Raw genomic sequence first — 19,987 nt, 5'->3', positions numbered from 1 at the left:
TTTAATTATTACTTGTATAACAGTTTTACCATTGCGATAATGTAACCTTACCCAGTGGACCGGAAACGGTAACATTGCCATGACCACTTACAAGGCTTGTTCTGTCTTCCACACCTATCTGTATGGATTTGCCAATGGGACCAACTTTTACACCGGCGTTTGCTTCAGCCTTTGTTACCATGTTCACATCACCAATGCCCCTGCTGCCTATTTCCACCTCCACCGATTCAGAAACAGTAGCGCCTGCTTTTACAGGCCCTTTGCTGATGCCCACACCGGCTTCTATACCTGTGGTGACCGTGCCACCCCATTCCTTTACCTGGTTGTCTTTATCCACTTCTACTGTAACATCTGCGCCAATAGAACCTTCAATTTTAATAGGGCCTGCCTGGCCGCCAACACTTGCTTTGGGCGTTAACTTTATCGTGCTGCCAATGTATTCTTCTCCCAGTTCTTTAGTGGTAACTTTTATATCGCCAAAATTATAAGTGGTGTTGAAATGACTGCAATTGCTTTCCAGTACGATCGCTTTAAGATCAACTTTGCTCTTGTACTGGCAGGCTACATCATCAAATTCCTGCAGCTTTGTTTTACCGGGTTCCTTTTCACTTTTCTTACACACATATTGCGTGATAGAAACAAAAGGAAAACTATAGTAAGGGCCATCGCCTTTGCCCTTTCCCTGCGTTAAAGCACCCAGCCAGCTCATTTGAAAACTGTATTTGGAAGCTTCATAAGTTGCAGGCCATTGCACGTAGAGATACCAGTAAGCATTTTCATTGAGGAACTCTTTCTGCAGCTTCAGGTTCTCCTGGTAAAACTGGTACAGTTTGGGATTCACGGCCTTTAAATAATTATCACTCGTTTCTTTATACCGTGGGCAAAAATCTTTATTCGGTTTTCCTTCACCTGTTTGTTCATTATCTTCTTCATGAAGTCTCGCCATCTCTTTATCATACGCATCTTTCAATGTTTTGCCTTCACCTTGTGCAAAATCAGCCATTTTTTTATTTAACGCATTCATCTTTACCCAATACAGATCAGTGTAAGCAGTCAGCAATTTGCCTGCCCTGTCTGCAAACATCGGTACAGATACAAACTGGCCGGTAGTGCCGGGGTTCACCATGGCAGTTCTTACCAAACCGATATCTGTATTCAATCTTTGCTGCTGATCTTTTATTGCCGCTTCATCTGCCTGCTTTTTTAATTTTTCCAGTTGCTCAGTTTTACTGTTTACCTGCCGGAAAAATTCAGACCATTCCTTTTCCAGTTGAACACATTCTTCTACGGTAGAAGGGAAACCCGGCGCTTGAAAACCACCGAGATTCAATGGGTCAGCCTTGGTGCGTCGTGGTAACCTGAATTCACTATTGCCAAGTTTATGCCCCAGCTTCGCCAGTTTTTCTTCTTTGTCTTTAGTATAGGAATGCTGAATGGATTTTATTAAAGCTTCGGTTGCTCCGGCAACATTCCCTTTGCTTTCTTCGATCGCTGCTTTGGTATAATTTGCCTGCGGATGATAGGCGTAGATGCGGATAACACTATCTAAATATTTTTCAGCCTTGCCCATTTCGCCCAGGCCAAACCATGCCTGGCCAATATTATTCAGCAATGTGCTGTTGCGGGGAAATTTTGCATTCAGGTTATTCAAAACAGGCAATGCCAGTTGCGGTGCATCCAGCATGGAAAGCATCGCGGCATAATTATTAAGGTTGTCAGTATTGCTGGCATCCTTTGCACATAACCTTCCTAAAATATGTACAGCAATTTCCGGCTGGCCAGCCATCCACAAACCCATTGCCATATTCGCGGCTTCGCCGGAAGTTTTGCTGTTGGATTGAATATAATCATACAGCTTATTTGCCGTGGTTACCAATTCGGGTTTTAAAACTGCACTTACACTTTTTTGTACTGCAGCTATATAAGCCGGCATTCTTGCATCAGTAACACCGGTGGGTATCGCGGCAATGCGGGCGGCATCTTTTTTAGGTACAATGCGGTTCTCATCTTCCCATGCCTGCGCCAGTTGCTGATCGCTTACTTTAGGTATGTTTTTTAAAGAAGGCATTTTAATACCCAGGCTGTCCATCATCTTTTTATCCTCGGGGCTCATTTCTCCCATCATCTTCTGGGCTTCCTTCATCAGGTCTTCCATCTCTTTTTGTGTAGGAGGTTTTTCTTTGGGCTGCGCAGGTTTTTTACCCTGCTGTGCAAAAATCGTGGCAGGTAATACCAGCAGGCATAAAAAATATAAAAGCTGTTTCATTTTTTTTAGTTTAAGTACGTAAAAAATATTTTACCTGATATTACCAATTGCATTTGCTGCAGCCTTGCTCATTACCCAATTGCCACCACCGCTTGTATTGCTATTGCTGCCCCAGGTGCCGTTGAATGCTCCATTGGCCTGCAATGTTGCAGCAAACGAAAACCTGCCGGAAGAGGTGTAGGTATAACTACCACTCAATTGATTGTTAGAAAAAATATAAGTACCATTGGCTATTACTGCACCTGTGTTGGATACCACCTGCATGGTACCATCTGCATTTAACCTGAAGGAATAAAAATTAGGGCCGTTATTATTACCTGTGCCATAAGTGCCTGTCCACGTACCGGCAACACTGCTGCCAACAGGCATGTTAATGGTTTTAACTCCACCCGTTGTTTTGGTATTGTTTGTTTGTGTATTACCTGTTTGTGTATTACCTGTGTTAGCGGGTGTTGCTACAGGATCAGGTGTAAATTCCACTTTGAATAAAATAGTATAATTGCCATGGTCCCTTAAATTATTAACTGCTTCTTCATTATAGTTTGTGCCGATAACCCCATTACCAAATCCTGTATTGCTACGGGTGATATTAACCAGGTCCGAAGTTTTTAATGGTACGGCAAGCGGGGTAAAATCCCCATACTTTTCCATACCGATGGGCCTTGTGCCGGGTCGCCCTAATTCGCCCTGGTCGCCGCCGGCCTTGATCTTTGATATGCCAAGCGCCGTCATCGGTATTACCAGTCCGGCAAGATTACCGGTAGCAATATTGAGGCCTATTGCAATTGGTGCTAATTTTTGGGCGATGTTGGTATAGGCGCTTTTTATAGTTGAAGCAAATGATATGGAATTATCGGCGATAGGATCATGCTCCCAGCCAACAGGAATTACAGTTAACACATCACCATCTGCCACATCATATTCGCTGATAAGATCATTGCAGTAATATTTATCACCGCCTTTTATTCCACCCATGTTATGATTAAAAAGATCAACGCAGGTGCCTGCACTTATACGGTTGGAGAAGGGACCGGTTGCATCTCCATAAACCGAAGTACGTTTTTCGTAGCTACGTTTTACATTGCCATTCCTGTCGGCCAGTATAAAATTGAAAGTAAAAAATACTTCATCTCCTTTTCCGTCGGTATTCAATATGTCATCCCATGTTTCCCTGTAGCATTCAAAGCCGGCAAAATAAATACGTATCCTGCCTGATTGTGCAAACAGCGATGTAGCTGTTGTTAAAAAAAATAAAGCGGTAATAATTTTTTTCATAACTGTTTTTTTATGAGTACAAATTTGTTTTATTTTAAAAGTGAATCCTATCCCGTAAAAAAGGGAGTTTTTTAGAAAAAGAAAAAATCATGGAAAAAGGGGAGGGTTGTTAAAGCGGTTGTTTAGTTTATTTGTAAAGTGGGGATCAAATATTCAGGCATTATGAGAAAATATCGTTTGATACTGTTGTTTATTGCTGTACACAATATTATCCAGGCACAAACGCCCAGGATAGATAGCCTGCGGGGTGAGCTGGGAAAGCAAAAAGCCGATTCTATAAAAGTGCACGACCGCATCAGGATATCCTGGTACCTGGCGGATATGAGGGACTCTGCGCAGGCATGGAAATACCGTAATGAAGCAGACAGCATTGCGAACAAAACCAACAATCCTGTTTTAAAAGGCATTGTACTGGAACATACCGGTTTTTTATACAACCGCCAGTTCTCAAAAAAGGCGATCAGTTATTACCTGGAAGCACAGCATATTTTAAAAAATTATCCCAACTCCATGGCTGCCAAAAAAAGTATGGCGTCGTTGGGATTGAATATTGGTATTGAACACATGAATGTGAATGATGACGCCGGCGCATTGCCTTACTATTTTGATGCGGTACAACGGTATGATGCCATGGATACCAACAGCAATAACCTGCCGTTGTTGTATGGCAATATCATCAACTCCTATTATAATCTTGGCAAGTATGAAAGTGCATTGAGCTATTGTGAAAAAGCCTACAAAAAAAGTATGGCAGGCAGTAATGCTACGGCAAAAATGTCGGCCAGTATGAATTACGGCAGGGTATTACTAAAGCTGAACAGGATACCGGAATCTGATTTTTATTTTGGTGTAGGAAAAAAGATCGCAGATAGTTTGAACAGTTATTATTTTCAATCGAAATACTACCAGGTATTGGGTGATGATGCGTTTAACAAAGAGCAGTTTGAAAAAGCATTGGGATATTTTTCAGCCGCATTGCCGGTAATAAAACTCACCAATGCACCTTATGATATCGCTGCCTGCTATATCTGGATGGGCGCCTGTAATGCCGGCATCAAAAAATTTGAGCCTGCAAAAAAATACCTGGATTCTGCCTATTTAATTACTAAACAATACGAATACACGAACTTACTGAAAGATGTTTACCTTAACAGGTATCATTTATATAAAAAGGCAGGGCAATACCATGAAGCGATCATACAGCTGGATTCATTCAATGTGATCAATGATAGTTTGCAGTTAGCCGCCAATGCAGATAAACTGCAGTTCCTGGATGCTAAATACCAGGCAGAAAAAAAGAAGCGCAGATCAATCAACTGCAGGCGGATAAAGAGATACAAAGGCTTAACCTGGAAAGAAAGAATGCGCTGAATTATTTCCTGGTGGGAGCAGTATTGATTGCTGCGCTGATCGCATTGTTATTGTTCCGCAACTTTAAACAAAAACAAAAACTGCAACAGCAACGCATTGCAGAGCTGGAAACGCAACAGCAATTAACGGCAACAGAAGCAGTGCTGAAAGGAGAAGAGCAGGAAAGAACAAGACTGGCAAAAGACCTGCACGATGGCCTGGGCGGCATGTTGTCGGGCATAAAATATTCATTCAATACTATGAGAGGGAATTTAATAATGACGCCTGAAAATGCACAGGCATTTGAACGCAGCATGGATATGCTGGACAGTTCTATAAGGGAAATGCGCCGCGTTGCGCACAATATGATGCCCGAAGCATTGGTTAAATTTGGATTGAATACAGCATTGAAGGATTTTTGCAATGATATTACCGGGTCGGGGGCGTTGCAGGTGTCTTATCAATCCATTGGCGTGGATGAACTGGCGATCAATCAAACAACGGCCATCACTGTTTATCGTATTGTGCAGGAACTGCTGAACAATACCATAAAACATGCAGCTGCAAAAACCGCCGTGGTGCAGCTTACAAAAACCAATGATCTTTTAACGGTTACGGTGGAAGATGATGGCAAGGGCTTTGATACTTCGATATTAAAAAGATCCAAAGGGATCGGCTGGGATAATATCCAGAACAGGGTGGAATTTTTAAAAGCAAACCTGGATGTACAGTCCAAACCTGATGAAGGGACCTCGGTGCACATTGAAATAAATATTTAAATGGCAATAAAACTTTTTATAGTAGACGATCATTACATGGTGATAGAAGGGATACATTCCCTGCTGCAGCATGAAGCCAATATTGAATGGATGGGGCATGCCACCAATGCGGCATCCTGCATGGCATTCCTGCAGCAGCATTCACCCGATGTGGTGTTGATGGATATCAATTTGCCTGATAAGAACGGCATCGATCTTTGCCGGGAAGTAAAAGAAAATCATCCCGGTACCTATATACTGGGGCTGAGCACTTTTAACCAGCAAAGCTTTATTGAAAAAATGATCGCCAGCGGCGCTTCGGGATATGTTTTAAAAAATGCCACACAGGAAGAACTGGTGGAAGGTATTGAAACGGTGATGAAGGGCAAACAGTTTTTAAGTTTTGATGCGGCACTGGCATTGCGCAAAAGTGGTACAGAAAATAATGTGCCGGTAATTACACGTCGCGAAAAAGAAGTGCTGGAACTGATCGCCGATGGCATGACGAATAACGAGATCGCACAAAAATTATTTATCAGCAGTACTACTGTTGATACACACCGTAAAAATCTTTTGGCAAAATTTGAAGCCAAGAATATCGCCTCATTGATAAAAGTGGCTGTGCAGATGCACATGATCGGGTAACAGATCAGTTTTTTTGCATGCAGGGAATTTCCATTAAAAAAGAAGTGCCTTCTTCGGTTGTACTGCGGTAATCCATTTTACCTTTTAATATTTTTACCCGGCTTTCAATATTTCTCAATCCCATACCTCTTGCAGTGCTGTTCTCATTGAGCGTAAAACCTTTGCCGTCATCTTCAACAGCAATATATAACCTGTTCGAATTGCAACTGATCTGCACAATGGCATTTGCTGCCCCGGAATGTTTAAGGATATTATTGATCAGCTCCTGCACAATGCGGAAAATATGAAAAGATTGTTCTTCGGTAAGCTGCATTTGGGCAGTATCCAGCGCACTGAAATTAATGTTCAATACACCCGGCGTTGCCATGCTGTTACAATAATCCCTCAACGAATTTTCCAATCCATAGTTCATCAGGCTTTCCGAAGCAATACTGTGTGAGATATTGCGCAGCTCCTTGATTGATTCATTCAGTTTATCAATATTGGAATGAAAAACAGTTTGCTGTTCCGTATCCAATGCGATGTTATTTTTTAAAGCAGAAAAAGAATGCTTGATGCCACTGAGCATACTGCCCAATCCATCATGCAGTTCCCGGGCCATACGGGTGCGCTCCTGCTCAATGGCAAGTTCTTTTTCCATGGTATTCTTTTGTTTTTGCAACTGGCGGCGCAGGTAGGCTTTTACCAATGCAAAAAGTAATAAGGCTACAATTATTGCCAGCCCGACCCGGAACCACCAGGTCTGCCACCAGTGCGGTTGAATGGTAAATGCCAGTGGCACCGTCATTTCGGTCCATTCATTATCTCCTTTATGTTTCGCCCTTACGGTAAAAGTATATTTGCCATGCGGCAGATTGGCGTAGGAAGCATTGCTGATATCGGCATTGTATATCCAGTCCTTATCGGCGCCGGATAATTTATAACTGTATTCGATGTCTTTTCCATTATTGATATCAAGGCCGATAAAATAGAATTGCAGGTTATTATCCGAAGCGGGGAAAACGATATGATCCATATCTGCAGCAGTAAAATTCTTTCCGTTCACAATAATGGCATCAATATAAACCGGCAATGTTTTTTTATTCATGTTCAGTAAAACATCCGGTTCAAAATTCATGAGTGCATTGGTGCTGCCGGCCCATAACCTGCTGGTAGTACTGTCAAAAAAAAGGCAGCGTTCAATAAAATGATCATCCGGTAAGCCATCCGCCTTGGAAAAATTGATGAACTTTTTTTCCTGCGTCAAAAAGCAACTCAGCCCCTTGGAAGTGCCGATCCAAAGCCTGTTCTTATTATCGAACTGCAGCGCAAATGCATAATCGGTACTTAGCCCATCCTGTCGTGTAAACTTTTCTGCCGTACCCGCGGAAATATTATACTTAACAATGCCCGACCCATCCGAAGCGACCCACAAATTGTTATTATTATCGCAGATCACGTCAGTAATGCCGTTCAGGTTATCACCGTTCATACCTTTTAAGCGGCCGAGCGAAACTTCGGTGAAGCTGTCTGTCTGCATATTCCAGTGTAATAAAAGTTCTGTCTTGTTTACACCAAACCAAACATCGCCATTTTTATCTTCTGCATACGAACCATAATAACTGATAGTGAATTTTCCTCTCGGCCCATCTTTTTTATAAACATGCACTTTGTTGTCTTTTGCAGATATCCTTACAAAACCGCCGCCGTTATTGCCGCTGAACCACTCATCGCCATTGCTGTGTTTAAAAGCAAGTATCAGCAGGTCGGCAGTAGGAAAGTAGGGAGCCAGGAAATTATTTCGTGTATACGCTGCTGTTACTGGGTCATACTTTGTAAAGGTGGAACTGTTACCTGCAAAGACCAGGTCGCTCCCAAAATTATTCAGGCACCAGATGCCGGGTATTTTGGTTTTATCCAGTTGCTGCAGGCTGTTGCCGCCGGGTGCGATCTTATATACTACCCTGCTGCCTAATGAACCGGCGTAAATATTTCCGTCAGCCCCTTTTTTAATATTCAACAGATTCGTCATCGCCTCTCCTTCGGGAGCCGTTTGCCAGCTGTTGATCACAGCAGTGGCTGCATTTTGTTTGGTAATACCACCTGCAGTACCCAGCCACTCGTTCTGATCCCTATCGGTACAGGCAGACGTTATAATGTCATTGGTAAGCGAGCCGGTTTGCGTACTGGCTATAACTTTAGTGAATTGTTTGGTAGGCAGGTGTAATATATGCAGCCCTGAACCAAGCGTTCCGATCCAGGCCGTACTATCATTCCTGATCTTTATAAAAGAAATATTCCCTTCAGTCACAGCAGCAGCAGCATTGCCGATCCTGTAATGCTGCAGCAATTGCCCATTTAAAGCATACACATAAATGCCATCCCAAAAGTTGGAAAAATAAAGCTGTTGCCTTTTTGCATCGTAACAATGAAAAGGAAAATGTTGTTGCTCCGGTGGCAAAGCAATATTCAATGGAAAAGCTGAAAAAGATCGGTCCTTTACATGGTAAAGAAAATATTCTTTCTGGGAGCCGGTCAACCAAAGGCTGTCGTTCAGGTAATAAACATTTACCGATCTCCCCCTTGTTTTTAATGGAGGAACAATATTGCCTGTAACCTGCAGCTGCCGGTTAATGATAAAGCAGGTGTCGTCGCATCTTACAAAATAACCCTTATCGGCGTAAGGGTTTACTTCATACACGATCCTGCCGGCAAAAGCCGGTAACTGCTGAAACTGTTTGGTAAGGGTATTGAACCGGGTGAGTTTGCCATTTACAGAAACCAATAATTGGCCGGGCTGGTATTCGGTAAGCGTACTGATGATATTGCCCGGTAAAGAAGCGGGATCATCTTTTCTTGAAAAAAAATTTTTAAAGTTGGTGCCATCAAAACGGCTCAGGCCTTCACGGGTGCCGATCCATATAAAACCCCTGCTGTCCTGCAAAATGCAGTTCACCGAATTATCGGCTAAGCCATTGGCCACGGTATAATTGGTAAAACTATAACCGGTGGATTGTGCTTGTGCGGTTGTAAAGGATAAGAAAAACAGCAAAGATGCAATGGTGCGTCGCATCCTTAAAAATAAGGTTTTATTCAAAATCTTTATAGAGCAAATATTTCTTCCGCACCAGTTTGAATGCATCCAGTTGTGGTTGCCAGCTTTTACGGATATCCGCTTCAGCAACACCTGTTTTTATTTGCTGCATCAGCATATTATTGCCGGCCAGTTTATTAAAAAAGCAATCATTCATATTGCCGCTTTTGGGAGCAATAAAAAAACTGTCTTTACCGGGAAATAAAGCATACGCATCCAGTAAATATTTCAACTGGATCTTATTGTTTAATTGCTGCAAAATGGCTTCATTGCTGCCATTTACAAACCAGCCATAACAAAGCTGGTTAAAGCACTTGCTGCTTTTGGCGCCGGCATTGGGCATGGGAGTAAAAGAAAATAAATTCTTGGGCAATGATGGATGCCCAAATATTTGAAAAGGATGATCCGTGCCTCTTCCTTCGCTCATAACAGTGCCTTCAAAAAAACAGGTGGAAGGATACAGGTAAATGCTTTGCGGCTGTTTTAAATTAGGAGAAGGATTTACGGGTAAAACATATTTTGTAGTATGATCGTAATTTTTGCATTTGATAACGGTTACATGAAAAGGCGTGTCCGCAGTAGGTTGAGTGGTGATATTATAAGCATTGATGGCATTAGCTTTTTCAGACAACCAGTTCTCCCCGGCCAGCATCAGTGCATATTCACCGATCGTCATGCCATAAACAATGGGCACAGGCTGCATGCCTACAAAACTTTTATATTTCATATCCAGTACAGGACCATCCACATAAAAACCGTTGGGATTGGGCCGGTCCAGTATCAATAACGGTTTATGATTTTCTATTGCTGCTTCCAGGTAATACTGTAAGGAAGAAATGAAAGTATAAAATCTTACTCCCACATCCTGGATGTCGAAAATGAGGATGTCGATATCTTTAAGATCATCCGCAGTGGGCTTTTTATGATCGCCATATAAACTGATCACCGGGATGCCTGTTTTTTTATCAATCGCATTGCTTACATGTTCACCTGCATCCGCATCGCCGCGAAAGCCATGCTCCGGCCCGAATATCTTTACCACTTTAACACCGCTTTTCAGCAGGGTATCCACCAAGTGGGCAGGCCCCACCATACTCGTTTGATTGGCAAATACGGCCACTGCCTTGTTTTGCAGGTAAGGCAGGTAAACCGGCATGCGGTCGGCGCCGGAAATGACATTGGTTTGCGCCGTAGCGGAAAACAGGCCCCAAAAGGCCACCAGCAGGCAGGTCAGTGATTTTTTCATAGCTTAAAGTTGCTGAAAACTTTTTAAAACCGGTATACCATTTATGGATTAAATTTGCAGTTTAATTTTGTCCGCACATTGATTGAAAAGATCGTAACGGTTCAATGAAATGCTCATTAGGCCGGTATCATTTTTACAGGTCCCGGTTCAGACAAACTCACACAAAAACTAAAAACAATGCAAGCAAAAAACGGAGATAATGTAAAAGTACATTATACAGGTAAACTGGTTAACGGCGAACAATTTGATTCTTCTGCAGGAAGGGAGCCACTGGCATTTACCGTAGGCGCCGGCCAGATGATAAAAGGCTTTGACGCCGCTATACCCGGTATGTCGATCGGCGATAAAAAAACTGTAACCATTCCTGCTAATGAAGGCTATGGTGAAAAAGATCCCAACGCCATCATCGAATTCCCGAAAGAACATGTACCGGCGGATATGAAACTGGAACCCGGTATGCCATTAACCTTAAGCAACCAGCAGGGCCAGCCCGTGCCGGTAGTGGTGGTGGAAATAAAAGATGATGTGATCATTTTGGATGCCAATCACTTTTTAGCAGGACAGGACCTGGTGTTTGATATAGAATTGGTGGAGATCAATTGATAATTGATCCATGAATAATTAATAATGGGGCAGTTTGCGAAAGCGGGCTGCCTTTTTTTATGGCGAATGTGCGAATGTACAATATCGAATGTTTTTGAGGATGAAGTGTAAGTACAAATTCCCAATTATTCATATTTACACATTCGACATTCGCAAATTCAACATTCACCTATTCGATATTCGCACAATCGACATTCGAAAATTCAATATTTTTACATTCAAAAATTTGATATGATCCAGATAAGCCCCGATGCTATTGCCGACCGCTTTATGCGCTATGTACGTGTGGATACACAAAGCGATCCTACCAGTTCATCGCATCCTACTACAGCCAAACAAAAAGATTTGAGTAAACTGTTGCACCGTGAATTGCTGGGGCTGGGTATTACTGATGCCACAACAGATGAATTTGGTTATGTGTACGCCACCATTCCTGCTAACAGTGCTAAAAAAAATATACCGGCCATTTGTTTTTGTGCGCATGTGGATACGGCGCCGGATTGCAGCGGCACCAATGTAAAACCCATTCATCACCGCTATTTTGATGGCAATGATATTGTGATGCCGGATGACAATACACAGGTATTGAGCATTGCCAACTCTCCTTATTTAAAAGAACATGTCGGCTTTGGTGTAATTACTGCAAGCGGCTTAACGTTGTTGGGTGCAGACGATAAAAGCGGCGTGGCTGCCATAATGGAAGCGGCTGTTTTTTTTATGCAGAATCCCGCCATTAAACATGGTGACATAAAAATATTATTTACACCTGATGAAGAAGTGGGACAGGGAACTGCCAAAGTGGATATGCAGAAACTCGGCGCACAGTTCGGTTATACTTTAGATGGCGGAGAAGCCGGTAGCCTGGAAGATGAGACCTTCAGCGCCGATGGGGCTACTATCACTATTAACGGTGTGATCGTGCACCCCGGTTATGCAAAAGATAAACTGGTGAACGCATTAAAGATAGCAGGCGCTGTATTGGATGCACTGCCTAAAAATGAATGGAGCCCCGAAACAACAGAAAAAATGCAGGGCTTTGTACACCCGGTAGCTGTAAATGGCATTGCAGAAAGGGCCAGTGTGCAATTTATAGTACGTGATTTTACAACGGCGGGATTAGCGGCTCACCATCACCGTTTGAAGGCGATCGCAGAAGAAGTGGTGGCAAAATTTCCCGGCGCCACAATGGAGTATAATGCACAGGAACAATACCGCAATATGAAAGAAGTGCTGGATAAATATCCCTACGTAGTAAGCTATGCTGAAGAAGCGATACAGCGTGCCGGTCTTTCAGTAAAAAAAGAAAGCATCCGCGGCGGCACCGATGGCAGCCGCTTCAGTTATATTGGCATGCCCTGCCCCAATATTTTTACCGGTATGCAGAATATTCACAGCAAGCTGGAATGGATCGGTACAAAAGATATGGCGAAAGCTGCGGAAACGATCGTGCATTTGAGTATGATATGGGAGGAGAAAAGTTGATAGTTCAAAGTTTAAAGTTGAAAATAGAACTGCCGGCAAATTATTTACCGGCAGTTTTTTACATCACCAGTTTCAATATTTCCCGCTGGCTGCTTTCTACCAATGGTTTAAAACGCTCGTACCATTTTTTCCAGTCAGCCTTACCCATGCTGTCAGTTAATGATTGTTCGTATGCAGCCAATGAATCATGACCTTCTTCAAAGATCAAACGGTAACTGTCGCCGGTAAAATCTGATAATACCCGGGCTGATTTTGCATCGGGCAGCAAACCCTTGCTGTAGGCTTCTTCCAGCAATGTTTTGGCCTCTTTGAATGCGCCGAAGCGCAGTTGAAAAATATCACGTACGATGAACATAAGAATTGTTTATAGATGAACAAAATTGTTTAATTCTTTTTACCCTTCGCATAATCGATCATACCCTGGAAATCCACCACCACAGCAGGTTCATCACCTACCACCCAGGCATCATGCCCCATGGGTAATAAGGATACCTGGCCGGGTTTGCATTCCAGCACGGTGCCATCATCCATTTTTACCATTAACACACCCGAAACATGGTATTGAAAATGCGGGGCTTCACAACTTTTGGTTTTTACCAATGGCTGTACACTTTCGCTCCATTTCCAGCCAGGCTGAAAAGTAGCCCTTCCTATAGTGGCATTACCGATCTTTATCAACTCCACTTTTCCCTTTGGAAATTCTCTCACTTCATCGGGTTGGGCAAAATCTTTTAGTTCGGCTTTGCCTTTATAAAAATTATTTTCAACCTCTGTGTGCGACATCAGCGCTGCTGTTACAGCTAAAGCTGCAACGATGATAAATGTTTTCATTTCAAATATTTTTTTGTGATTGATCTTGTTTGTCGCCCCATTATTGCGGCGCCTGCAATAATAAAGGCAGTACAAAGATGCAGCAGGTAAGCAGGCATTTACTTGTATCAACTTCGGTAGTTCATGTACCGATCAAAGTTTTTTGCGTAGTTGCAGGGGCGAACAGCCGGTATGCTGTTTTAGAAAATGTGAGAAATGTGCCTGGTCGCCAAAATTAAGCCGGTGGGCTATTTCGGTAACCGTAAGGCTGGTGGAACCCAGCAATACTTTTGCTTCCAGCAGCAACACATCATTGATGATCTCCCGGGGAGATTTGCCGGTATTGTTTTTTACTACTTCTGATAAATACCCGGCAGTGATATGCAGCTGTTCTGCATATTGTGTCACTTCTCTCATTTCAATAAAATGCTTTTCTACCAGCCGCTTGAACTGGTTGGCAATTTTCATAGAGCGGGTATTGCTTTCCTGTATCGTTTTTGCATGCGGGCGATATATTTCTCTTATACGCAGTAATAAAATGTGTATGTAGTTACGCAGCAAAAAATCTTTCTCCGGCGAGAACCTTTCATATTCTTTGATAATATCCCGGAAGCATTGTTTTACCAATTCCGCTTCTTCATCAGTAATGTTGATGATATGCTCTGCCTCCATATCCAGGTAAGCAAATTCTTCGGCCAAAGATCTGTTCAGCAACGGCTGTATGAATTCGGTTTTAAAATGCATGCAATAGCCGCGGCAACTGTGTACATTTTTAGAAGCATACACAATATTTTCAGGAACGATCACCAGGTCGTTGGGCTTTAGCCAGCGGTATTCGGCGCCGAGGTATACATCATGCACGCCGCCTTCCAGGATATAAATAAGATTGAATTGACGGCGCAGTGCCTGTATGCCTTTTTCGGGGTCCACATCTTTGTGCTTATCCTGCAAAGTGCCCGGCATTACCATCATATTGATATCGTAAGGCCGGTTGTCCCTGTTGATCTTTTTTTCAAAATCAGAAAGGTTCTTTATAATAAGTATATCTTCTTTAGCAGGCATGCGCAAGATTTTACAGCAGAAAAGGCAGTTTGCAAAGGGAGCGGTCCGTATAAGATACAAAAAATAATTTAATCCGGTTTGCAGACGGTTTAAAAACTTCGGTATACATTCATCTAAAAATTATATACCTTCAACTCAAATTTTAAAACTATGGACTTCTTAAAAGATTATTGGTGGGTAATAGTTATTGCACTCGCTGCATTAAGCTGCTTTGTTACCATTAACCAGGGCCTTATAGGCGTGGTGACCATGTTCGGTAAATACCAGCGTATCATGCGGCCGGGATTGAATTTTAAACTTCCTTTCCTGGAGCAGATCTACAAAAAAGTAAGTATACAGAACCGTTCGGTGGAACTGGAGTTCCAGGCTGTAACAGTAGACCAGGCCAATGTATATTTCAAAAGCATGTTATTGTACTCGGTACTGAATGTGGATGAAGAAACGATCAAGAATGTGGCCTTTAAATTCATCAGCGATAAAGACCTGATGCAGGCATTGATACGTACCGTAGAAGGTAGTATCCGTGCATTTGTGGCCACCAAAAAACAATCAGAGATATTGTCTGTAAGAAGAGATATTGTGGAGAATGTAAAAGAACAGGTGGATCTTACTTTAGAAACCTGGGGTTATCATTTGCAGGACCTGCAGATCAATGATATTACATTTGACGAAGCCATCATGAACAGTATGAGCAAGGTGGTGGCGTCAAATAACTTAAAAGCTGCTGCAGAAAATGAAGGACAGGCTTTACTGATCACCAAAACAAAAGCAGCCGAAGCAGAAGGTAATGCTATTAAGATAGCTGCCGAAGCAGAAAGGCAGGCAGCACAACTGCGTGGACAGGGTGTGGCATTGTTCCGTGAAGAGGTAGCCAAAGGTATGAGCCAGGCTGCAGAGCAAATGAAGCAGGCCAACCTGGATACGAATGTAATTTTATTCAGTATGTGGACAGAAGCGATCAAGAATTTTGCAGAGTATGGCAAAGGCAATGTGATATTCCTGGATGGCAGCAGCGAAGGCATGGAAAAAACCATGCGCCAGATAATGGCTATGCAGCAGATGGAAGGAAAGAAATAATTGTGATCTGACGCCTCGTCTGATCATTTCGCAACATGGTCAGACGAGGCACTAGGTCATTTGCAACATGGTCAGACGAGGGCGTCAGACCATGTTACGAAAGTGCTGCAATTGCAGCACTTTTTTAATGGACCTGATCAATTACATTCATCAAATTAAGGACTCTTACTCACGACTCACCACTCACAACTCACGCTTAAGATTAACAATTCTTTAAGCTGCAATTGAGCATTGTGTTCGTTATGCACTTGATCTTGCAACGGATTGGCACAATTATAGTGTACAAGAAAACCAAATAATAAATTAAACAATTACTTTTGTCCTAAATCAGCTTAACTATGTTTGATATCTTTTTACAGATCGATACCGCAAAATCAGCAATTGAAAAAACAGGTGGATTCCAGTCGGTGGGAGGCACAATTATCCAGGGTGGATGGTTGATGGTACCACTGGGACTTTTATTTGTGGTGGCACTTTTCTTCTTCTTCGAACGCTTTCTGCTGTTACAGAAATTTGGCAAGATCGAAGACAATTTCATGAACATCATCCGGGATAATATTGTAAGCGGTAATATTACTGCTGCACGCAGCCTGGCAAAAAATACGCCTAACCCTGTGGCCCGTATGATCGATAAAGGCATACAGCGTATCGGCAAACCCATTGAAGCAATAGAAAAAAGCATGGAAAATGTAGGCGTGCTGGAAATGTATAAAATGGAAAAGAACCTGAATATTTTAAATGTGATCGTACGTATTGCGCCTTTGTTCGGGTTTTTAGGAACCATCATTGGTATGTTGAGTTTGTTCGATAGCATCAATAAAAGTTCCGACTTCAGCACCAATGTACTGGCGGGTGGTATTTATGTAAAAATGATCACTTCTGCAACAGGTTTGATCATTGGTATCGTAACCTACCTCGGCTACAGCATGCTGCAAACCAAGATCAGGAAAATAGAAAATAAAATGGAAGCAGCGAGCGCCGAATTCATTGACATCTTACAGGAACCAACACGATAAGATATTAATAACACGAATTAAGACGAATTACACGAACGAAGAGAATTTGTGTAATTCGAAAAAATCAGTGAAATAAAAAATAACCATGAGCTTACGCAAAAAATTTAATGAAGAGCACAGCGAGGTGGACACCGGTCCGCTGAATGATATCCTGTTCATCCTGATGTTCTTTCTTTTTGATCATATCCACACTGGCTAATCCCAATGTGATCAAGGTGACCAATCCAAAATATAAAACACAAACCTCCACCAAACAAAGCATCATTGTAAGCATTAAAAAAGATGGCAGGACCTATATCGGCCAGCAACAGATCGTTTTTGATTCTTTGTATGCAGAGTTGAGCAAACGGATCGATATCAAGGATACCACGATAAAACAATCGGTTGTAATAAATGCAGATACTTCTATTTCTTACAATAACCTCATAAAAGCACTGGGCGATGCAAAAAGGGCAGGGGCTGCGGTGAATTTAGGTGTGGATGCACATTAACTTAGTAAGTAGCGATCACCATCCGCTCTTTACCAAACATATCTTTTTTTACAATCACCTGTTGGTAGCTGGCAGAAAATAATGCAGCCACATCTTTGGTGTGTTCTTCATGCGTTTCCACGAATATCTTACCGTTGTAGTTTAAATGGCTGCGGCCAAACTTGGCGATCTTTTCGTAAAACAATAAAGGATTATTATCCGGAACGAACAACGCGGTATGTGGTTCATGATCCACCACGTTCTTATCCATATTTTCTTTTTCGTTCAAAGGAATATAGGGCGGGTTGCTGATGATAATGTCGAATAACATTAATTCGGGCCAGCGGCTCTCGTCCAAAAAATCAAACAACGTACACTGGATATTGGTTTTATTGGTGATCGCGTTGGCCCTTGCAATTTCAAGCGCATCCTCACTTACATCGAGCGCAATAACTTTTGCCGAAGGCAGGTTCTTTTTAATAGATACCGCGATGCAGCCGCTGCCAGTGCCAATATCCAGTACACTGATCTGTTTCTGCTCAAAACGGTAACTGTTGATCACCAGGTTGGTCATTTCTTCGGTTTCGGGTCTTGGTATCAACACCTTGTTATTTACCTGGAACTGCATGTTGTAAAATGTGGAATTGCCCATCACGTATTGCACTGGTTTATGCTGCAATAATTCTTCCTGTTTTTCAGCAAGCCTTTTAGCGACAGGAGCAGGAATATTTTGCAGGGGGTTCTTAATCAGGTCGGATTTTTTTATGTGGGCAATATGTTCAAAAACCCAATCGGTGATCACGGTTGCTTCACTGAGTTCATAAACAGATTGTAATTCCACTAAAAAATTCCGGTAAAGCTCTTTGCTGGTCATTTTGCAAACATACTTTATTTTTTGATGCGTATTTTTGCCTTCTTGACCACGCACGAAAAATATATGCACCGTTGCTTGCAGCTGGCCCGCCTGGGCGCAGGACATACTGCACCCAACCCTATGGTAGGCGCCGTACTGGTTCATAATGAACGGGTAATAGGCGAGGGATACCACCAGCAATACGGGCAGGCGCATGCCGAAGTGAACTGTATCAACAGCGTTAGCGAGGCCGATAGTTCGTTGATTGCCCAAAGCACTTTATATGTTTCGCTGGAGCCCTGTGCTCATTACGGTAAAACACCTCCCTGTGCAGACCTGATCATCAAAAACAACATACCAGAAGTAGTGATCGGTTGCAGGGACAGCTATACCGAAGTGGATGGTAAAGGCATTCAGAAACTACAGCATGCAGGTATACAGGTAACAGTGGGGGTGCTGGAAAAAGAAGCGCAGGAACTGAATAAAAGATTTTTTACTTTTCATCAGAAACACCGGCCCTGGATCATTTTAAAATGGGCGCAAACTGCCGACGGCAAAATTGCTGGCAGCGATGATAAAAGGCTTTTGATCAGTAATGAATTCACCAACCTGCTGGTACATCAATGGCGCAGCGAAGAAGCGGCCATTATGATAGGCACCAATACCGCGTTGAAAGATGATCCTTCTTTAACAACAAGGCTGCATCCCGGCAATGATCCTTTACGCATCGTGATCGATATGGAATTAAAATTGCCGCAGCACCTGCATGTATTTGACAGAACGGTTCAAACGATCGTGTTCAATAGTATCAAACAAGAGGAAGGAGCGGGCCTTTCTTTTTATAAGATAGACAATACAACATCCATCCTGCCTGCAATACTATCGGTACTGCAGCAGCAAAAAATACTATCGGTGATAGTGGAAGGCGGTGCGACATTACTACAATCATTTATTAAGGAAGGATTGTGGGACGAAGCAAGAGTGATCACCAATACAGAACTGGAAGCAGGTGCAGGTATCGATGCACCCGTGCTTGACCATCATCAATTATTAACAGCAGAAAATATGGTGAACGATACGATCCATTATTTTATAAACAACCAGCAATGATCTATTTATTTGGCAGCATCTTATTCAGTTCTTATCTCACACTTTCATTTAAAGTGCTGCAACGGCTGCATATCAATACCCTGCAGGCCATCGTTTTTAATTATGTAGCCTGTGTACTCACCGGTTCGGTAGTGAACGGTTCTTTTCCTGTAAATAAAACCAATATTGCAGCACCCTGGTTTTTATGGGCACTTGTTATGGGTGGCATGTTCATCAGTATTTTTAATGTGATCGGTTTTACCACGCAAAAACTCGGCGTGGCGGTTGCATCTGTAGCCAATAAATTATCGCTTGTAATTCCCTTTCTTTTTTCTTTATACCTGTATAATGAAACTGCGGCCGCGTTGAAGATAGCAGGTATAGTAGTTGCGTTGGCAGCAGTGGTATTTACCTGCTATCCTGCACAAAATAGTAATGACAACAGCAATAGTGTAAAAGGTAATTTAGTGGTGTTGTTGCCGGTGATATTATTCATCAGCAGCGGCCTGCTGGATACATTGATTGTGTATGTAAAGAATAGTTTTTTCATCGATCCCGAAGACAATTTTAATAATTTTCTCATCAGCGCTTTTTCTGTTGCAGCAACATTGGGTTTGATCATCTTGACCATACAGGTGATCACAGGCAAACAGAAATTTTCTTTCAAAGCAATGCTGGCAGGTATCATTATTGGCATACCCAATTATTTTTCTATCTGGTGCCTGGGTAAAGTGATCAGCGCTTATCATGGCAATTCATCCGCAATAATACCGGTGAATAATATGGGTATTGTATTGTTCAGTGCGGTAGCAGCATGGTTATTATTTAAAGAAAAATTATCAGCCATCAACTGGGTGGGCATTGTGCTGGCGCTTGGCGCTATTGCATTGATAGCTTATGGATAACAGCAGT

General features: G+C 42.4%; 18 protein-coding genes. 10 read left to right on the top strand and 8 right to left on the bottom strand.

Features of this window, described 5'->3' with window-relative positions; genetic code table 11:
* Nucleotides 1–25: 25 nt before the first annotated feature.
* Nucleotides 26–2,266, bottom strand: a complete 2,241-nt coding sequence (locus tag QM738_RS17730; protein ID WP_462278066.1) for a hypothetical protein — start codon at nucleotides 2,264–2,266, stop codon at nucleotides 26–28.
* Nucleotides 2,267–2,296: 30 nt separating this feature from the next.
* A complete protein-coding gene (locus tag QM738_RS17725; RefSeq protein ID WP_462278065.1) occupies nucleotides 2,297–3,541 on the bottom strand; it encodes a hypothetical protein in 1,245 nt (414 codons plus the stop codon).
* 162 nt (nucleotides 3,542–3,703) lie between these two features.
* Here QM738_RS17725 and QM738_RS17720 point away from each other — a divergent pair, with 162 nt between their 5' ends.
* Genes QM738_RS17720 through QM738_RS17710 form a run of 3 tightly spaced genes read left to right on the top strand, consistent with a single transcriptional unit; the run spans nucleotide 3,704 to nucleotide 6,294 of the window.
* Nucleotides 3,704–4,912, top strand: a complete 1,209-nt coding sequence (locus tag QM738_RS17720) for a tetratricopeptide repeat protein (RefSeq protein ID WP_462278064.1) — start codon at nucleotides 3,704–3,706, stop codon at nucleotides 4,910–4,912.
* A gap of 11 nt (nucleotides 4,913–4,923) precedes the next feature.
* On the top strand, nucleotides 4,924–5,670 hold the full coding sequence (locus tag QM738_RS17715) for a sensor histidine kinase (RefSeq protein ID WP_462278063.1): 747 nt from the start codon (nucleotides 4,924–4,926) through the stop codon (nucleotides 5,668–5,670).
* Entirely contained in the window at nucleotides 5,671–6,294 is a 624-nt protein-coding gene (locus QM738_RS17710) for a response regulator (RefSeq protein ID WP_462278062.1), read from the top strand.
* Nucleotides 6,295–6,298: 4 nt separating this feature from the next.
* Here QM738_RS17710 and QM738_RS17705 read toward each other — a convergent pair whose 3' ends face one another.
* Together QM738_RS17705 and QM738_RS17700 are read right to left on the bottom strand one after the other, a co-directional pair.
* Nucleotides 6,299–9,346, bottom strand: coding sequence for a sensor histidine kinase (locus QM738_RS17705; RefSeq protein ID WP_462278061.1), 3,048 nt, complete (start codon nucleotides 9,344–9,346; stop codon nucleotides 6,299–6,301).
* A gap of 16 nt (nucleotides 9,347–9,362) precedes the next feature.
* Nucleotides 9,363–10,613 (bottom strand): exo-beta-N-acetylmuramidase NamZ family protein, encoded by a 1,251-nt coding sequence (locus tag QM738_RS17700; RefSeq protein ID WP_462278060.1) that lies wholly within the window; start codon nucleotides 10,611–10,613, stop codon nucleotides 9,363–9,365.
* A 177-nt stretch (nucleotides 10,614–10,790) separates the two neighbouring features.
* On the opposite strand from QM738_RS17700, the gene QM738_RS17695 reads away from it, so the two are divergent.
* Nucleotides 10,791–11,216 carry an FKBP-type peptidyl-prolyl cis-trans isomerase gene (locus tag QM738_RS17695; RefSeq protein ID WP_462278059.1) on the top strand — a complete coding sequence of 142 codons (426 nt, stop codon included), beginning with the start codon at nucleotides 10,791–10,793 and terminating at the stop codon, nucleotides 11,214–11,216.
* A 231-nt stretch (nucleotides 11,217–11,447) separates the two neighbouring features.
* On the top strand, nucleotides 11,448–12,698 hold the full coding sequence (gene pepT, locus QM738_RS17690; protein ID WP_462278058.1) for a peptidase T: 1,251 nt from the start codon (nucleotides 11,448–11,450) through the stop codon (nucleotides 12,696–12,698).
* 58 nt (nucleotides 12,699–12,756) lie between these two features.
* Here the strand turns inward: pepT and QM738_RS17685 are convergent, their stop codons facing one another.
* From QM738_RS17685 to QM738_RS17675, 3 genes are all read right to left on the bottom strand, one after another.
* Entirely contained in the window at nucleotides 12,757–13,053 is a 297-nt protein-coding gene (locus QM738_RS17685) for a hypothetical protein (protein ID WP_462278057.1), read from the bottom strand.
* A gap of 29 nt (nucleotides 13,054–13,082) precedes the next feature.
* Nucleotides 13,083–13,529: a cupin domain-containing protein gene (locus tag QM738_RS17680; protein WP_462278056.1), complete on the bottom strand. Its 447-nt coding sequence runs from the start codon at nucleotides 13,527–13,529 to the stop codon at nucleotides 13,083–13,085.
* 132 nt (nucleotides 13,530–13,661) lie between these two features.
* The gene (locus tag QM738_RS17675) at nucleotides 13,662–14,570 is read right to left on the bottom strand and encodes a helix-turn-helix domain-containing protein (RefSeq protein ID WP_462278055.1); all 909 of its coding nucleotides are present in this window, start codon (nucleotides 14,568–14,570) and stop codon (nucleotides 13,662–13,664) included.
* 150 nt (nucleotides 14,571–14,720) lie between these two features.
* On the opposite strand from QM738_RS17675, the gene QM738_RS17670 reads away from it, so the two are divergent.
* The 3 genes from QM738_RS17670 to QM738_RS17660 all read left to right on the top strand — a co-directional run bounded on the left by QM738_RS17670 (nucleotide 14,721) and on the right by QM738_RS17660 (nucleotide 17,154).
* Complete coding sequence (locus QM738_RS17670; protein ID WP_462278054.1) at nucleotides 14,721–15,647, top strand: SPFH domain-containing protein; 927 nt, start codon at nucleotides 14,721–14,723, stop codon at nucleotides 15,645–15,647.
* A gap of 338 nt (nucleotides 15,648–15,985) precedes the next feature.
* Nucleotides 15,986–16,663, top strand: coding sequence for a MotA/TolQ/ExbB proton channel family protein (locus QM738_RS17665; RefSeq protein ID WP_462278053.1), 678 nt, complete (start codon nucleotides 15,986–15,988; stop codon nucleotides 16,661–16,663).
* Nucleotides 16,664–16,839: 176 nt separating this feature from the next.
* Nucleotides 16,840–17,154, top strand: coding sequence for an ExbD/TolR family protein (locus QM738_RS17660; RefSeq protein WP_462278052.1), 315 nt, complete (start codon nucleotides 16,840–16,842; stop codon nucleotides 17,152–17,154).
* 1 nt (nucleotide 17,155) lies between these two features.
* Here QM738_RS17660 and prmC read toward each other — a convergent pair whose 3' ends face one another.
* Nucleotides 17,156–18,007 carry a peptide chain release factor N(5)-glutamine methyltransferase gene (gene prmC / locus QM738_RS17655; protein WP_462278051.1) on the bottom strand — a complete coding sequence of 284 codons (852 nt, stop codon included), beginning with the start codon at nucleotides 18,005–18,007 and terminating at the stop codon, nucleotides 17,156–17,158.
* A gap of 24 nt (nucleotides 18,008–18,031) precedes the next feature.
* On the opposite strand from prmC, the gene ribD reads away from it, so the two are divergent.
* Nucleotides 18,032–19,096 (top strand): bifunctional diaminohydroxyphosphoribosylaminopyrimidine deaminase/5-amino-6-(5-phosphoribosylamino)uracil reductase RibD, encoded by a 1,065-nt coding sequence (gene ribD, locus QM738_RS17650; protein WP_462278050.1) that lies wholly within the window; start codon nucleotides 18,032–18,034, stop codon nucleotides 19,094–19,096.
* Entirely contained in the window at nucleotides 19,093–19,980 is an 888-nt protein-coding gene (locus QM738_RS17645) for a hypothetical protein (RefSeq protein WP_462278049.1), read from the top strand. The genes ribD and QM738_RS17645 overlap by 4 nt, the downstream gene beginning before the upstream one ends.
* Nucleotides 19,981–19,987: the final 7 nt, after the last annotated feature.

This window comes from Ferruginibacter sp. (assembly GCF_049840995.1).
Taxonomy (GTDB): Bacteria; Bacteroidota; Bacteroidia; order Chitinophagales; family Chitinophagaceae; genus Ferruginibacter.
This window is presented reverse-complemented; position numbering and strand designations above follow the sequence as displayed.

Excerpts from the sequence above, each read along its gene's own strand:
- QM738_RS17730 (WP_462278066.1), bottom strand. The coding sequence starts at position 2,266 with ATGAAACAGCTTTTATATTTTTTATGCCTGCTGGTATTACCTGCCACG.
- QM738_RS17725 (WP_462278065.1), bottom strand. The coding sequence starts at position 3,541 with ATGAAAAAAATTATTACCGCTTTATTTTTTTTAACAACAGCTACATCG.
- QM738_RS17720 (WP_462278064.1), top strand. The coding sequence starts at position 3,704 with ATGAGAAAATATCGTTTGATACTGTTGTTTATTGCTGTACACAATATT.
- QM738_RS17710 (WP_462278062.1), top strand. The coding sequence starts at position 5,671 with ATGGCAATAAAACTTTTTATAGTAGACGATCATTACATGGTGATAGAA.
- QM738_RS17705 (WP_462278061.1), bottom strand. The coding sequence starts at position 9,346 with ATGCGACGCACCATTGCATCTTTGCTGTTTTTCTTATCCTTTACAACC.
- QM738_RS17700 (WP_462278060.1), bottom strand. The coding sequence starts at position 10,613 with ATGAAAAAATCACTGACCTGCCTGCTGGTGGCCTTTTGGGGCCTGTTT.
- QM738_RS17695 (WP_462278059.1), top strand. The coding sequence starts at position 10,791 with ATGCAAGCAAAAAACGGAGATAATGTAAAAGTACATTATACAGGTAAA.
- pepT (WP_462278058.1), top strand. The coding sequence starts at position 11,448 with ATGATCCAGATAAGCCCCGATGCTATTGCCGACCGCTTTATGCGCTAT.
- QM738_RS17685 (WP_462278057.1), bottom strand. The coding sequence starts at position 13,053 with ATGTTCATCGTACGTGATATTTTTCAACTGCGCTTCGGCGCATTCAAA.
- QM738_RS17680 (WP_462278056.1), bottom strand. The coding sequence starts at position 13,529 with ATGAAAACATTTATCATCGTTGCAGCTTTAGCTGTAACAGCAGCGCTG.
- QM738_RS17675 (WP_462278055.1), bottom strand. The coding sequence starts at position 14,570 with ATGCCTGCTAAAGAAGATATACTTATTATAAAGAACCTTTCTGATTTT.
- QM738_RS17670 (WP_462278054.1), top strand. The coding sequence starts at position 14,721 with ATGGACTTCTTAAAAGATTATTGGTGGGTAATAGTTATTGCACTCGCT.
- QM738_RS17665 (WP_462278053.1), top strand. The coding sequence starts at position 15,986 with ATGTTTGATATCTTTTTACAGATCGATACCGCAAAATCAGCAATTGAA.
- prmC (WP_462278051.1), bottom strand. The coding sequence starts at position 18,007 with ATGACCAGCAAAGAGCTTTACCGGAATTTTTTAGTGGAATTACAATCT.
- ribD (WP_462278050.1), top strand. The coding sequence starts at position 18,032 with ATGCGTATTTTTGCCTTCTTGACCACGCACGAAAAATATATGCACCGT.
- QM738_RS17645 (WP_462278049.1), top strand. The coding sequence starts at position 19,093 with ATGATCTATTTATTTGGCAGCATCTTATTCAGTTCTTATCTCACACTT.